Source organism: Streptomyces sp. NPDC048383, from assembly GCF_040651775.1.
Lineage (GTDB): Bacteria > Actinomycetota > Actinomycetes > Streptomycetales > Streptomycetaceae > Streptomyces.
Map to the genome: position 1 here is coordinate 128,107 of NZ_JBEZKS010000006.1, position 14,357 is coordinate 142,463.

The window sequence follows — 14,357 nt, forward strand, 5'->3', positions numbered from 1 at the left end:
GGCCACCCGGCGAACGCGCGCGCGACCCGGCCGCGAGGCCCTCCGGGACGGCTCATAAGGCCCTCTTGTTATGAGCATGGCATCTCATTCAGCATGACCCGCGCACGTCACATGCGCACGTTCCGCACAACCTGTCCACAAGGCGTACGAGGAGACCCCACGTGGCCCAACGCAACAGACGATCCTTACGCACGGCGCTCGCCGCGCTCACCTCGGTCCTGCTCCTGCCCGTCGGCGCGGGTGTCGCCGCCGCCGCGCCGGAACCCGGCCCCGTACCGAGCGCGGCCGAGCGCAAGATCGAGCCCGAGCTCCGCACCCAGCTCGACGAGTCGGCCAAAGCCGTCTTCTGGGTCTATCTCGACAGCGCCGCCGACCTGACCGCCGCGGGGAAACAGCAGACCCGCGCCGCCAAGGCAGAAACGGTTCTGCGCCTGAAGAAGGACCACGCCGCCCGCAGTCAGGCGGAGGTGGTCAAGGCCCTGGCCGGAGCGAAGGCCGAGTACACCTCGTACTGGATCGTCAACGCGGTGCGCGTCGTGGGCAGCCAAAAGCTCGCCGGGACGCTCGCACAGCGACCCGAGGTCTCCCGCATCGACGCCGACGACCAGGTCACCCTCCCCGAGCCCGCCGAGGGCCACCGGGAGAAGGCCCTGGCCGACGCCGTCGAGTGGAACATCGACCGGATCAAGGCCCCCCAGGTGTGGGAGCAGACCGGAGTGCGCGGCGAGGGCATCGTCGTCGCGAACATCGACAGCGGCGTGGACCACACCCACCCGGCCGTGAACAACCAGTACCGCGGCAAGAACGCGGACGGGTCCTACGACCACGCCTACAACTGGTTCGACCCGGCGGGCGTCTGCGACACCGCCGCGCCCTGCGACAACAACGACCACGGCACCCACACGATGGGCACCATGGTCGGCGACGACGGCGGCGCCAACAAGATCGGCGTGGCCCCCGGGGCCAAGTGGATCGCCGCCAAGGGCTGCGAGTCCAACTCCTGCTCCGAGGCCTCCCTGCTCGCCTCCGGCCAGTGGATCGTCGCCCCGACCGACCTGAACGGCCAGAACCCGCGTCCCGACCTGGCCCCGCACGTCGTCAACAACTCCTGGGGCGGCTCGGGCGGCGACACCTGGTACCAGGAGATCGTCAACACCTGGCGCGCCGCCGGAATCTTCCCGGCCTTCTCCAACGGCAACGCCGGACCGGGCTGCTCCACCAGTGGCTCCCCGGGCGACTACGCGAGTTCCTACAGCTCCGGCGCCTTCGACATCAACAACACGATCGCGTCCTTCTCCTCGCGCGGCGCCGGCCCCGGCGGCATCGTCAAGCCGAACATCGCCGCGCCCGGCGTGAACGTCCGGTCCTCCGTCCCGGGCGGCGCCTACGAGGCCTTCTCCGGCACCTCCATGGCCTCCCCGCACACCGCGGCCACCGTGGCGCTGCTCTGGTCCGCGGCCCCCGCCCTCGAAGGGGACGTCGCGCAGACCGAGTCCCTCCTCGACGGCACCGCGGCGGACACCGACAACGGCCAGTGCGGCGGCAGCGCGGCCGACAACAACGTCTTCGGCGAGGGCCGGCTCGACGCCCTCGCCGCCCTGAACGCCGCCCCGCGCGGCGCCATCGGCGCGCTCGGCGGCACCGTCCGCACCGCCGGCGGCGAGCCCGTCGCCGGTGTCAAGGTCACCGCCGACGGCCCGATCGACCGTACGGCCACCACGGCCGCCGACGGCAGCTACCGGTTCACCGCCCTGTCCGTCGGCGCGTACGCGCTGACCGCGTCCAAGTTCGGCTACGGACAGCGGACCGCGACGGCCACGGTGACCGAGAACGCCACCGCCACCGGCGACTTCACCCTCGTCCAGGCCGCCTCCGGCAAGCTCACCGGTACCGTCTCCTCGGCCGCCGGGCCCGCCGCCGGCGCGACCGTCACCGTCGCGGACACCCCCGTGAGCGCCACCACGGACGCCCAGGGCCGCTTCGAGGTCACCCTGCCGCACGGCACGTACGACGTGAACGCCGCGCACCCCTCCCGCTGCGTCACCGCGGGTACGGCGAAGGTCACCGTCGGCGGGGACACCACCACCGCCATCGACCTCCCCGAACGCACCGACGGCTACGGCTACGCCTGCGCCGCCGCCGGGGACCGCCCGTACCCCGCCGGGAACCGGCAGCTCGCGCTGACCGGTGACAACACCACCGAGCGCGTCGACCTCCCCTTCCCGCTGCCGCTGTACGGAAAGACGTACGCCCAGGCCTGGATCGGGACGAACGGCACCGTCAGCTTCGGCGGCAACCACACCGGCGACATCAACGGTGACCTGCCGAGCACGGCCACGCCCAACGCGGCCCTGTACCCCTTCTGGGACGATCTCGTCGTCGGCGCGGCGGGCAGCGGCTCGGGCGTCTTCACCGCGGTCACCGGCACCGCCCCGCACCGCAGCTACGTGATCGAGTGGCGCGAGGTGTCCCACTGGTCGGCGCAGACGGAGAAGTTCTCCTTCGCGGCGGCCATCGGTGAGGACGGCGCCGTGACCTACTCCTACAAGGGCACGGGCGGCACCGGCATCAAGGGCGGCTCGACCGCCACCGTCGGCCTGGAGAACGCGACCGGCACCGACGCCTTCAAGTACTCCTTCAACACCCCGGTCATCACCGACGGCCTGTCCATCGGCTTCCGCACCACCAAGAGCGGCGTGGTGGCCGGCCGGGTCCTCGACGCCAACGACGGCAACGGCGTCGGCGGCGCCACCGTGACCGTCGGCAGCGGAGACGGCGCCGTCTCCGCCGTCACCGCGGCGGACGGCGGCTACGTCGTCCAGAGCCCGTCCGGGAACCGGCCGCTCTCCCTGACGGCCCCGTCCTACGAGTCCGCCCAGGCGGCCGTCGACGTCAAGCCGGCCGACGTCACGACCGTGACGCGGACCCTGCGCACCGGCAAGGTCACCGCCGCCAAGAACGCGGTGGAGATCGTCCTGCCCGCCGGCCAGAAGCGCACCCGCACCCTCGACCTCACCAACCCCGGCCTCGGCACCGCGTTCACGGTGGCCGAGGACGCCGCGTGGCTGACCGTCACCCCGGCCGAGGGCAACCTGCCGACCGGCGGCAAGGCGGCGCTCAGCCTCGCGGTGGACACCGGGGGCCTGGCCGCCGGCACGGTACTGACCGCCGACCTGAGGATCAGCTCGGCCAGTGGCCGCAGCCCGGTCCTCACCGTCCCGGTCAAGATCGTGATCCCGCGCTACCAGCTCGCCCTGGACGCGGGCTCCGACTACCCCGCCACGGACGCCGCCGGTGACGCCTGGTCCCCGGACCGCAAGTACACCCCCGGCTCCTACGGCTACCAGGGCAACGCCACCGTGCAGTCCACCGGCCGAGCCATCGCCGGTACGGACGACCAGCGGCTGTTCCGCAACGCCCGCGAGGGCATGTACGAGTACCGCTTCGACAACGTGCCGAACGGCACCTACACGGTGGAACTGGGCTTCGCGGAGCTCTCCGCCGCCAAGCCGAACAAGCGCGTCTTCGACGTCCTGGCCGAGGGCGCGCAGGTCCTGCCCTCCCTGGACATCTCGCTGGAGGCGGGCACCTACACCGCCCTGACCAAGAGCTACACGGTCACCGTCACGGACGGGGTGCTCAACCTCCGCTTCGTCACGCACAGCGGGTTCGGCAAACCCCTGCTGAACACGCTGCGGGTGACCGACCGCCCCGACCGGGGCTGACGCCCACCCGCTGGACGGGCCGGAACGGAAAGCGGGCGGGGCGTCCGGGCGGTTGCCCGGGCGCCCCGCCCCCGGCATTCGGGTGGCGGACGGCGACTTCGCCACCTCCTGCCCGGCGCTCCGCGCGGGGCGACGTAGCGTGGCCGACCATGACCACCCCGCACAGCGAGCAGGGCGCCCGGATCGAGGCCCTGGTGCGCCGCGCCGACCCGGACGCGGTCTGGGCGGTCGGCTCGGCGGAGCCCGACCCCGCGGCCTCGGACGGCGAGGACGAGAGCCCCTTCGACGCCGGCGCCCTGACGGGCGTACTGGCCGTGTGGCCCGTGCTCGGCAGCCTCGTCACCCGTGGCGAGCTGGCCCTGCACACCCCCCTCGGCGTCTACGGCGGACCGGCCGCCGACGGGCTGCCCGGCGCGACCACCGCCCACCACCTGCTCACCCACGCCGACGCGCCGGCCGCCCTGGCCGCGCTCACCCGCCTCGCCGAGCACCTGTGCGGCGTCCCGCCGACCGAATTCGCCGCCACCCGCATCTGGGCCCCCCTCGGCATGACCCGCACCCGGCCCGCCGGCGGGACCCTGCACACCACCGGCGCCGACCTCGGCCGGTTCCTGCGGCACCTGCTGTCCGGCGCCGACCAGCCCATCGCCCGCGCCTGGACGGCCGAATCGCTGCGCATCCGCACCGGCGAACTCACCCCCGCCCGCGGCCTGCTCTGGCACCCCGCGCCCGCCGGGGTATGGGCCCACCACGACCCGTCCGGGACCGGGCCCGCCCTGTGGATCTCCCCCCGCCACGGCCGCTGGGCCACCCTGCGCACCACCCCGGGACCCGGCCGCGGCAGCTCCCTGCGCGCCGCGTTCCGGGGAGCCGTGTTTGGGGCAACTCCCGTTGACTGAACTGCTGTTGTACGATCCGAAAGCATGACCAAGACCAACCGGAAGCCCTCCGACGTGCCCGACCCCGCAACCCGCTGGGACGAGATCACCCCCGGCCTGTGGATGGGCGGGCACATCTGGGCCGACGACACCGGGGGCCTGCGCACCGCCGTCGTCGCGAACGAGTTCGACCTCGTCATCAGCCTGTTCACCCTTCCGGGCCACGGACCGGGTCCGGGCGCCGAGCACATCGTCAACGAGATACCGGACGCCGCCCTCACCACCGTCCAACTGCGCGACGTCCAACACCTCGCCCGCGCCGCCGGACAGGCCCTGGACTCCGGCCGCCGCACCCTCGTGCGCTGTTACTCCGGATACAACCGATCGGGACTCGTCGTGGCCCAGTGCCTCGTCGACCGCGGCGTGCCCGCCGATGCCGCGATCGAGCTGATCCGCCGACGTCGTTCGCCCTGGGCCCTGCACAACACCGTCTTCACCGAATACCTCACGGCGGGCCTCGACACGGCAGCCCTGCTCGGCGGGCTCGACCCACTCCCGTAGCGCAGTCGGAGCGCGCGCCCCGGGAGGGCGACGTACGGTGATCCGGAAGTCACCATCCGTGGACCGCCGACGTTGCGGGGGTCCCCGGTTGCCCCCCGCCCCCTGCGCACGACGCGAGGAACCCCATGTCCGACGCCGTGACCGTACCGGCCACCGACCCGGATGCCGAAACGCTGGACGCCCTGTGCCGGGAGCTCGCCGAAGCAGCCGACGCCGTCGGCGAGGCCGCCCGGTACGCATCCGGACTCGCTCTCGGAGCCCGGATGCCGGCGGCCGCGCTGCTGGGCCGGGGAGGCCGCCGCCGGGCCTGGCGCACCCTGCTGCGCATCCTCACCGACCCCGCCGGACTCGGTTGGGCCCCGCGCGGGCGGGGCGTGGCGAGCGCCGGTTGGCTCGCCGGGATCCTGGCCGGCCGGGAGAACCTCGCCGTGAGCACCGCCGTGTGCGGTCTGAAGGCCCGGATCCGGGTAGCCGGCCTGGACCGGCCCGAGCTGTACGCCGACCCCGACTGCGCGGCCGTCCTGCTGGCGGTGGCGCAGGACCGGCAGGCCGAGGCCACCCGCGCGTTCCGGGCCGTGGTCCGCGAGCGGGGCACCCGGTACGCCTTCACTGCGCTGGCGCCGTCCTTCGCCGACATCCTGGCCTGGCGGGCCCTGACCGATGAGAACCCCTTCAACGACCACGCGGGCTGGCAGGTCGCCACCGGCCGGGCCGTGACCGCCCGTCCCCTCCTCGGCCTGGGCGCCGCGCTGCGCGCCTTTTTCGACCCGGGCCCGGTACGGGAGGATCCGCCGGCCCCGGGGGAGGGCGCGCCGTTCGGCGCCGATACCACCGCCACCCTGGCCGGCTACGTACGCAACACCGGACTGATCGGCGGCCTCGACGCCGTGCTCGTCCAGGAGCTGACCGGTACGGACGGCACGCTGCGGCACGTGGTCCACCTACCGGACCGGGACCGCGTGACGCCCCGCGCGGTGGCGCGGGCCGTGCGCGGCGACGTCCCCTCGGGCGCCGAACTGGCCCTGGTCGGCCGGGGTCTGGGCGCGGCCACCGCACTGGAACTGTCCCGGGACCGGGATTTCACCGCCGTCTACGCCGTCACGCACGTCGTGGCCGTCGGCCTGCCCGCCGGGGTGGCGGCGCACGCGGGTCCCCGTACCCGGCTGTGGTGCGTACCGGGGGCGGGAGCCGCGGACGCGGCGGACCTCGGCGGCGGGATCGCGCTCTCGCGGCTGGTCCCGCTGCCCGACCGTGACTGATCCCGGCCGGCTCCCCGCCGACGACACTCCCTTGGAGGAGCCCGTGAGCGACCGCCCCCGGCCGGTTCCGGGTCCGTCCGCCCCGGCCGACGGCCTGCGCACCCACTGCGCCGCCCTGCGCTCGCACGCCCGACGGTTGCGCGCGGGCGCCGCAGCGCTGGACTGGCGCGGTCCGCAGGGCGACGCGTTCCGGGCCGAGGTCACCGCGCTCGCGGACCGCCTCGCGACGGCGGCCGACGGGTTCGCGCTTGCCGCCGCGCAGTTGGACGGCGGCCGGCGCCGCCCGCGCGGCTGATTCCCGCGGGCGGCGCCGGACTTCGGTGCGGCGGAACGCTCAGAGGACGAGCGAGAGCAGCATGACGAAGCCGAGGCCGACCACCGAGATGATGGTCTCCATCACGGACCAGGTCTTCAGGGTCTGTCCGACGGTCATCCCGAAGTACTCCTTGACCAGCCAGAACCCGGCGTCGTTGACGTGGCTGAAGAACAGCGAACCCGCGCCGATGGCCAGGACCAACAGGGCGGTCCCGGTGGTGTCCATATCGGCGGCGAGGGGAGCGACCAGGCCCGCGGCGGAGATGGTGGCCACGGTCGCCGATCCCGTGGCGAGCCGAATGGTCACGGCGATGAGCCAGGCCAACAGCAGGGTCGGAACGGCCCAGTTCTCGGACAGTTCCAGGATCATCCGTCCGACGCCCGCGTCGATCAGGGTCTGCTTGAAGCCGCCGCCCGCGCCCACGATCAGCAGGATGCCCGCGATGGGCGCCAGCGACTTCTCGACGGTGGTCGAGAGCCGCTCCTTGGTGAAGCCGGCGGCCCGGCCGAGGGTGAACATCCCGACGAGCACCGCTGCCAGCAGGGCGATCAGTGGGGAGCCGGCGACGTCGGTGACCCGCTGGACGCCGTTGGCGGGGTCGTTGATGACGATGTCGACCAGCGCCTTGACCAGCATCAGCGCCACCGGCAGCAGCACGGTGAAGACGGTCGCCCCGAAGCGCGGTCGGTGTGCGGGATCCACGGAAGGGCTCTGCGGGATCATGTGCTCGGGCGCGGGAATGTCCACCCAGCGGGCCGCGTACCGGGCGAACAGCGGACCCGCGATGATCACGGTCGGGATGGCGACGAGCACGCCGAGGGCGAGGGTGACACCGAGGTTCGCGTGCAGCGCGTCGACGGCGACGAGCGGACCGGGGTGCGGCGGAATCAATCCGTGCATCACCGAGAGCCCGGCCAGTGCCGGGATGCCGATCCGCATCAGGGAGTAGTTGCCGCGCTTGGCGACCAGCAGCACGACCGGGATCAGCAGGACGATGCCGACCTCGAAGAACAGCGGCAGGCCGATCACGGAAGCGATCAGGACCATGGCCCAGGGCATGGCCCGGCCGTTCGCCCGGGCCAGGATGGTGTCCACGATCTCGTCCGCGCCGCCGGAGTCCGCCAGCAGTTTGCCGAGGATCGCGCCGAGCGCGATCAGCACGCCGACGCCCGCGACCGTGGAGCCGAGCCCGGCGGTGAAACTGGTGACCGTCTTGGCGAGCGGGGCTCCCGCGAACACGCCGAGGGCGAGCGAGCCGATGGTCAGGGCCAGGAAGGCGTGCAGCTTGAGCCGGGATATGAGCAGGACGATGACGGCGATACCCGCGAGGACGGCGAGGCCCAACTGGGTGTTCCCGGCCGAGGTGATCGGCTCGGTGGTGGCCGCTGCCAGTGTCTCGACGCTGAGACTGGTCACGGTGACGGATCCTCGAATCTCTGGGGGCGGTGCGGCAGGGGGAGCGCGGCGAGCGCGGCCACTGCCCGGGCGGTGATCTCTTCGGGGGACCCGGACACGTCGACGACGACGCCCGGCTCGTCCGCCCGGAGCGGTTCCAGCGTGGCGAACTGCGAATCGAGCAGGGCGGTGGGCATGAAGTGGCCCTGGCGCGCCGCCATCCGGCGCTCGATCAGCGGACGTTCACCGGCCAGGTGGACGAACACCGTCCCGGGAGCGGCGGCCCGCAACCGGTCGCGGTAGGCGCGCTTGAGCGCGGACGCGGCGACGACCCCGCCGGGGGTGCCGGCCCGACCGCGCATCCACTCCCCGATGGCGTCCAGCCAGGGCCACCGGTCGGCGTCCTCCAGCGGGGTGCCGGCGGACATCTTGGCGACGTTGGCCGCCGGGTGGAAGGCGTCGCCCTCGGCGTAGGCGAGACCGAGCGCGCCGGCGAGCAGCCGCCCCACGGTCGTCTTGCCCGTGCCGGCGACGCCCATCACCACAATGACGCGCTGGGAGCTCACGTAGTACCTCGCTGTCCTCGTCGACATCGGTTCGTGTGGCACCACTGAAACCTATTAAGTACTACTTATTCAAGAGTCGGAGGTAAAACATCACACCAGTCGTTCGTCCGGCGGTCACCGTACGCTTACGGCATGACCACCGACGGCAGCCCGGCGCAGGGCCTCCACTCCCTCGTGCTGGACACCCTGGGCCTCGCCATCACGGCCGGTGAGCACCCCGCGGGCAGCGTGCTGCGCACCGACGAGATCGCCGAACGCTTCGACGCCTCCCGCACCGTCGTCCGCGAGGTCGTCCGCGTCCTGGAATCGATGCGGCTCGTCGAATCCCGCCGCCGCGTCGGCGTCACCGTCCGGCCCGCCGACGAATGGAACGTCTACGACCCCCGCGTCATCCGCTGGCGCCTCGCCGGCACCGACCGGTCCCGCCAGCTCCGCTCCCTGACCGTGCTGCGCTCCGCCGTCGAACCGGTCGCCGCCGGCCTCGCCGCCGAACGGGCCACCCCCGATCAGTGCGCCCAGCTCACCGAAGCCGCCCTCGGCATGGTCCGCACCTCCCGCGGCCACCAACTGGAGGGTTACCTCCACCACGACATCGCGTTCCACCGGATCGTGCTGAACGCCTCCGGCAACGAGATGTTCGCCCGGCTGGGCGACGTCGTCGCCGAAGTCCTCACCGGCCGCACCGAGCACTCCGTGATGTTCCACGACCCCGACCCGGCTGCCGTCACCCTGCACGTACGGGTCGCCGAAGCCGTCCGCGAAGGGGACGCGGTCGCCGCCGAGGCCCTGACCCGCCGGATCGCCCTCGGCGCCCTCGACGAACTCGACGTCCTCGCGCCCTGACACCGCCGCCGACGCCGACCGCGCAGCGTACGGACACCGTTTCGGGAGACCGTTCGGGACATCCGGGCCGACGAACGGCCTCGACCTGCTGGCCGCCGCCCGCGCCGCCGCCGGCGACGAGGTGGGCGCCGCGCACGCCTACGGCGCGGGCCACGCCCACTGGCAGGCCGTCGGCCACCCCCAACGCGGCGCCCCGGAACTCGGCCCGGTGCGGGCCGAGTTCGAACGCACCGCGCGGAGCGTGCTCGGCGACCGGGCCTACGAGGAGGCCTTCGAGGAGGGCGTCCGGCACGGCCACGCCCAGCGCGGCCGCTCCCACGCCACCTGACCCGGCGCCCGGCCGCGCCCGTCGGGTCCTACGCGGGGGCGGCCGGTTCGCGGGCGGCGATGACGTCGGCGAGCGCGGTCAGGTCCGGCTCGGGGAGCCGGCGTTCGGCGTGGAGCATCCGCAGGACCGTGGTGAGGCGCTCCTCGTCCCGGGGCCGGTGGAGGTTCGCGAGGTACGGGGGCAGCAGCAGGGCGAGCGAGGCGAGGTCGGCGCGGGCGCACAGCCGATCCAGCAGCGGCCCCAACGGATCGGGGCCGTCGGCCGGCCGGGGATCCGTCGCGCGCAGGCCGTCGGCGATGCGCAGGCGCAGCCAATCGGCGTAGGGGCCGGCGGGCAGGTCGTCGAGGCGGGCCGCCCCCGCCTCGAACTGGGCGCGTGCTTCGGCCCGTTCCCCGAGTTCGAGGAGGACGCGACCCAGCGCGCCGTGCAGCGACGGGTAGAAGGGGCGGACGCGTGCGTCGCCCACCCGGTCGGCGAGCTCCAGGCACGCGCGGTTCCAGCGCAGGGTGTCCTCGGGGGTGGACTGGTGTCGGGCCAGGTAGTGGGCGGCGACGCAGGACTCGTAGTCGTCGGAGGCCGCCTCCCAGGCCCGACGGAAGAGGGCGTGTGCCTCGTCGCCCCGACCGGCGGCCTCGGCGGTCATCCCCTCGGTGCACAGGCGGACGACGGTGTTGCGGGGGTCCATGGAATCTCCTTCGGGGGGCCGGTCGGGTGCTCGGGCGGGGCGGGCCCGGGCGGATCGGCAGGGCGGTCGGGCAGTCGGGGGGTCCGGCGGGACGCGGGCGGATCGGTAGGGCGGTCGGGCGGCCCGGCGGGGCCCGGGCGGATCGGTAGGGCTGTCGGGGGGTCCGGCGGGGCCCGGGCGGTCGGGCGGTCGGGCGGGGCCCGGGCGGATCGGCATGGCGGTCGGGCGGGACGTGGGCGGGTCAGGCGTCGGGGAGGGCGACGGGCATGACCAGGGTGGTGAAGCTGCCCTGGTCGGCGGAGCGCACCAGTACGGGCAGGGTCGGTCCCGAGACCTCCAGCAGCACGTCCGGCCCGACCCCGGCCTCCAGCGCCGCCGCCAGCACCGCCGGGTCGAAGGCGAGCCGCACCGCCTCGGACTCCTCGCGTACGGCGGCCAGCGCGGCCCGCCCCACCAACAGCCGGTCCCGCCCCAGCTCGACGGGGACCGCCACCGCGTCGGGGCCGCTCTCCAGGGCGCCGAGCAACGCCGCCCGGTCCACGACCACCCGGTGGGCGGGTGCCGCCAACGCCGCGAGCACCTCGCGGTAGGCGGGGTAGGCCCCGGCCTCGACGGCCACCTCGCGCTCGCCGCCCGGATGCCGTACGAGCAGCGGTCTCCCGGCGGACCCCACCGACAGCACCACCTCGGCGGCGCGCGCGGCCCAGGCCCCCAGCGCCACCAGGGCCTGCGCCCCGATCAGCACCTGCCCCGGCGGCCCGCTCACGGCGGCGGGCCGCAGGGTGCGCACCGAGAGCCGGTAGCGGTCGGTGGCCACGAAGCGGACCTCGTCCTCCTCGAACTCCACCAGCACGCAGCCGAGCACCGGGTACGCGGGGTCCCGCCCGGCGGCCGGGGCCACCTGCCGGGCCGCACTGGCCAGTTCGGCGCCGCCCAGGGTGAACTCGGTCCGGCCGGAGCCCCCGGGGAGGCCGTCCAGGACGGCGCGGATCGCCGCGTCGGCGGCCCGCCCGTTCTCCCGTACCGCCGTACGGTGCCGCTCCAGTACCGCCCGGGCGCCGTCGGGGGGACCGTCGAGCACGGTCACCACGTCCGGCAGGGCCAGGCCGGCCGCGCGCAGGGACCGCAGGAGCACGGCCCGGTCCTGCTGCGCGGCGGAGTAGGAGCGGTATCCGGTCACTCCGTCGACCTGGGCGGGGTGCAGGACGCCGCAGTCGTCGTAGAAGCGCAGGGCGCTCGGCGCGAGCCCGACCCGCCGGGCGAACGCGCTGATGCTCATCAGTTCAGGGGTGCCGTCCATGACGTTGATTGTCGACTTTCATGCCGCTTGAAGGTCAAACGCCGCCCGGTGGGGCGGTGCCCGACGGCGCCGGGGGAACCGCGCACCGGGTTGTCGCGGTCTCCGTCCCCCGGGTCCGTGATCCGCCCCGAATGCGACCGGACGCGACCACCGGACGCCCCGTCCGCGACCGGCCCGCCCCCCACGATGGAAGGAGAGGGCCGGAACCGGCTTGTAGGCGTGCGCGCGGCGGTGCGATCCTTCCGCCATGTCGCACACACAACTGCCGGACTACGGGGCGGTCCTCGCGGAGGTGAGGGAAGTGCGGCGGGCCGGCATCGTCCGATTGCGTGAGCTCGGCATACCCGTGCTCACCGGCCTGTCGGCCGGACCGGGGGAGGGGGAACCCGGAGGGCCGCACTTCCCCGCCGTCGAACGACTCCTGCGCACGGCCGTCGCCTCGATGGGCGGCGGCACGCTCCAGGAGGCGGCCGAGTACAGCCTCGGCCTGGCCCGCGGCACCCGGGACTGGCCGCCGGCCGACCGGCGCAGGCGGGCCGCCCAGGTCTACGGGGTCAGCGTGGAGCGCTTCCGCAAGCACCACGAGCTGATGGTCCTCGGGCAGGTCGCCGAACAGATCGTCCGACGCGCGACCGACACCGACCCGTCCGAGCAGCCGGCGGAGGGACGGGCCCCGCACGGGTCGGACGCGGCCTCCGACGCCGGGAGCGCGGGCCGCCAACTGCCCGCCGGACACCACCGGATAGCCGTCCGGATCGGTGGCCGGGACCACGGGATCACCCTGCACGTGCACGCCGTGGACCTGCTGCGCGACATCGACGTCGTGGTGTCCTCGTCGAACACCCACTTCGCGCTGCCCGAGCCCTACAAGTCCTCCGTGGCGGCCTCGCTGCGCCGCACCGCCGCCCTGCGGGATCCCGCGGGACGCATCGTCGGGGAGCCGGTGCGCGACGAACTCCGGGCCTGGACGGACCGGTACGCGCCGCAGGGCCTGCCGGTCGCGCCCGGCACGGTGGCCGTCACCGGCGCGGGAGCCCTCGAACGCCAGGGCGTCCGGTACATCCACCACGCGGCGGTGGCCGTCCCGCGGCCCGGCACCAACGACTACGACGTCCAGTCCGTGGACGTCACCCGCGCCGTCACCCGCGTCTTCGCCCTGCTCGGCGAGGCCCGCGCGGAGGCGGAGGCCCTGGCCGGGACCGGGACCGGAACGGGCGCCCGCGCCGGAGGCGCCGCGTCGGGGACTGCGTCCAGGGTCGTGCCTGGGACTGCGTCCGGGGCCGGGACCATGCCCGGGGCTGCGTCCGCGTCCGCGTTCGCGTTCGGGACCGCGTCCGTGCCCGGGGCTGCGTCCGCGTCCGCGCCCGGGACTGCGTCCGGGACCGCGTCCGGGACGGCGCCTGGGACTGCGCCCGGGACCGTGCCCGGGACCGTGCCCGGGACCGGTATCGGAGCCCGCCCCGGTCCCGGTCCCGGCCCAGGCCCCGGTCCCGACGCGGGGACCGGGGGCGCCACCGGCGCCGGCGCCGTATCCGGAGTCGGCTCCGGCCCGGATTCCGGATCCGCCGCCGACGCCGCGATCCCCGCGCGTCCCGCGCGTCCCGCGCGCCCCGCGCCCCCCACCTCCGTCTGTCTGCCGCTGCTCGGCGCCGGTCGGGGCGGGCTCTCCGCGGCCGGGAGCCTGGCCGCCGTGTGGGCCGCCGTCGAGGCGGAGCTGGCCCGGGGCGCCGACTGGGACGTCCACCTCGTGGTCCGCAGCCCCGAACGAGCCCTACTGGTAAGAGAGTTACTCGGCTCCACCGCTGTCGACGCCGCAGCGGTGGACGACCCCACCAGGGGGGCGTGATCGCGATGACCGACCCCTTGACCCGGCTGGCCGCCGCGGCCGCCGACTGGGACGCGCTCGCCCCCCGGCTGACCCCGGACGACCTGCACCGGCTCGCGCTCCGGCTCGCCGAGTGGCGTGCCTCGACCGGAGCCGCCGCCCGGGACGCCGCCTTCCGCGCGGCCCGCCTGCTGGGCGAGTTGCTGCCCGACCGGTTCCCCGCCGGCAGCCGGCTCGTCAGCACGCCCGACGCGCCCGCCGGCGGCCACCTGGGTTTCCGGGCCGAGGACCTGGCCGTGCTGCTCCTCGACGGCCACCGGATGGTCGGCCCCGTCCTCGGGGAGGTACGGGACCGGTTGCTGGCCGCGCCCTCCCTCGGCGACGAGGAGGTCCTCCTGGCCGGCTGCGACCCGTACGCCCCCGCCCTGATCCGGCTGCCCGCGACCGGCGGCCCGATCCGGCTGCCCGCCTTCCAGTTCGCCCCGGACGGCCGCCTCCGGGACACGGTCCGTGAGGTCAACCTGTTGCTGGACGCCGACGGTGACCCCTGGGCCGCCGCCGACTGGTGGCTCTCCCCGAACGCCTGGTTGGACGCGGAACCCGCCCGGCTGCTCGGGACCGCCGCCGAACCGCGCCTGCCCGACACCGCCCGGCTCCTCACGGAAGGGGAGTAGCG

Annotated in this window: 12 protein-coding genes and 1 pseudogene; 9 read left to right on the plus strand and 4 right to left on the minus strand. The window is 74.7% G+C overall.

Annotated elements, in window-relative coordinates; all coding sequences use genetic code 11:
• Positions 1-161: 161 nt before the first annotated feature.
• From AB0D46_RS07185 to AB0D46_RS07205, 5 genes are all read left to right on the plus strand, one after another.
• Positions 162-3,725, plus strand: a complete 3,564-nt coding sequence (locus AB0D46_RS07185) for a S8 family serine peptidase (protein WP_362876270.1) — start codon at positions 162-164, stop codon at positions 3,723-3,725.
• A 149-nt stretch (positions 3,726-3,874) separates the two neighbouring features.
• Positions 3,875-4,624, plus strand: a complete 750-nt coding sequence (locus AB0D46_RS07190) for a hypothetical protein (protein WP_362876271.1) — start codon at positions 3,875-3,877, stop codon at positions 4,622-4,624.
• A 24-nt stretch (positions 4,625-4,648) separates the two neighbouring features.
• On the plus strand, positions 4,649-5,164 hold the full coding sequence (locus AB0D46_RS07195; protein ID WP_362876272.1) for a protein phosphatase: 516 nt from the start codon (positions 4,649-4,651) through the stop codon (positions 5,162-5,164).
• A gap of 125 nt (positions 5,165-5,289) precedes the next feature.
• The gene (locus AB0D46_RS07200) at positions 5,290-6,423 is read left to right on the plus strand and encodes a hypothetical protein (RefSeq protein WP_362876273.1); all 1,134 of its coding nucleotides are present in this window, start codon (positions 5,290-5,292) and stop codon (positions 6,421-6,423) included.
• 43 nt (positions 6,424-6,466) lie between these two features.
• A complete protein-coding gene (locus AB0D46_RS07205; RefSeq protein WP_362876274.1) occupies positions 6,467-6,718 on the plus strand; it encodes a hypothetical protein in 252 nt (83 codons plus the stop codon).
• Between the two features lie 39 nt (positions 6,719-6,757).
• On the opposite strand, the gene AB0D46_RS07210 is transcribed toward AB0D46_RS07205, so the two are convergent.
• Both AB0D46_RS07210 and AB0D46_RS07215 read right to left on the minus strand, forming a co-directional pair.
• The gene (locus tag AB0D46_RS07210; protein WP_362876275.1) at positions 6,758-8,155 is read right to left on the minus strand and encodes a gluconate:H+ symporter; all 1,398 of its coding nucleotides are present in this window, start codon (positions 8,153-8,155) and stop codon (positions 6,758-6,760) included.
• Positions 8,152-8,700 (minus strand): gluconokinase, encoded by a 549-nt coding sequence (locus tag AB0D46_RS07215; protein ID WP_362876276.1) that lies wholly within the window; start codon positions 8,698-8,700, stop codon positions 8,152-8,154. Before AB0D46_RS07215 ends, AB0D46_RS07210 begins: the two co-directional genes overlap by 4 nt.
• 132 nt (positions 8,701-8,832) lie before the next feature.
• On the opposite strand from AB0D46_RS07215, the gene AB0D46_RS07220 reads away from it, so the two are divergent.
• Together AB0D46_RS07220 and AB0D46_RS07225 are read left to right on the plus strand one after the other, a co-directional pair.
• Positions 8,833-9,543 (plus strand): FCD domain-containing protein, encoded by a 711-nt coding sequence (locus AB0D46_RS07220; protein WP_362876277.1) that lies wholly within the window; start codon positions 8,833-8,835, stop codon positions 9,541-9,543.
• 121 nt (positions 9,544-9,664) lie between these two features.
• Positions 9,665-9,871 carry a hypothetical protein gene (locus AB0D46_RS07225; RefSeq protein ID WP_362876278.1) on the plus strand — a complete coding sequence of 69 codons (207 nt, stop codon included), beginning with the start codon at positions 9,665-9,667 and terminating at the stop codon, positions 9,869-9,871.
• A gap of 28 nt (positions 9,872-9,899) precedes the next feature.
• Here AB0D46_RS07225 and AB0D46_RS07230 read toward each other — a convergent pair whose 3' ends face one another.
• Both AB0D46_RS07230 and AB0D46_RS07235 read right to left on the minus strand, forming a co-directional pair.
• Positions 9,900-10,556, minus strand: a complete 657-nt coding sequence (locus AB0D46_RS07230) for a hypothetical protein (protein ID WP_362876279.1) — start codon at positions 10,554-10,556, stop codon at positions 9,900-9,902.
• 241 nt (positions 10,557-10,797) lie between these two features.
• Complete coding sequence (locus AB0D46_RS07235) at positions 10,798-11,856, minus strand: MerR family transcriptional regulator (RefSeq protein WP_362876280.1); 1,059 nt, start codon at positions 11,854-11,856, stop codon at positions 10,798-10,800.
• A gap of 1,624 nt (positions 11,857-13,480) precedes the next feature.
• Here AB0D46_RS07235 and AB0D46_RS07240 point away from each other — a divergent pair.
• Both AB0D46_RS07240 and AB0D46_RS07245 read left to right on the plus strand, forming a co-directional pair.
• A pseudogene (locus AB0D46_RS07240) lies at positions 13,481-13,702 on the plus strand (hypothetical protein); the annotation flags it as partial.
• A gap of 5 nt (positions 13,703-13,707) precedes the next feature.
• The gene (locus AB0D46_RS07245; RefSeq protein ID WP_362876281.1) at positions 13,708-14,355 is read left to right on the plus strand and encodes a hypothetical protein; all 648 of its coding nucleotides are present in this window, start codon (positions 13,708-13,710) and stop codon (positions 14,353-14,355) included.
• The last annotated feature ends 2 nt before the right edge of the window (positions 14,356-14,357 follow it).

Excerpts from the sequence above, each read along its gene's own strand:
- AB0D46_RS07190 (WP_362876271.1), top strand. The coding sequence starts at position 3,875 with ATGACCACCCCGCACAGCGAGCAGGGCGCCCGGATCGAGGCCCTGGTG.
- AB0D46_RS07195 (WP_362876272.1), top strand. The coding sequence starts at position 4,649 with ATGACCAAGACCAACCGGAAGCCCTCCGACGTGCCCGACCCCGCAACC.
- AB0D46_RS07200 (WP_362876273.1), top strand. The coding sequence starts at position 5,290 with ATGTCCGACGCCGTGACCGTACCGGCCACCGACCCGGATGCCGAAACG.
- AB0D46_RS07220 (WP_362876277.1), top strand. The coding sequence starts at position 8,833 with ATGACCACCGACGGCAGCCCGGCGCAGGGCCTCCACTCCCTCGTGCTG.
- AB0D46_RS07230 (WP_362876279.1), bottom strand. The coding sequence starts at position 10,556 with ATGGACCCCCGCAACACCGTCGTCCGCCTGTGCACCGAGGGGATGACC.
- AB0D46_RS07235 (WP_362876280.1), bottom strand. The coding sequence starts at position 11,856 with ATGGACGGCACCCCTGAACTGATGAGCATCAGCGCGTTCGCCCGGCGG.
- AB0D46_RS07245 (WP_362876281.1), top strand. The coding sequence starts at position 13,708 with ATGACCGACCCCTTGACCCGGCTGGCCGCCGCGGCCGCCGACTGGGAC.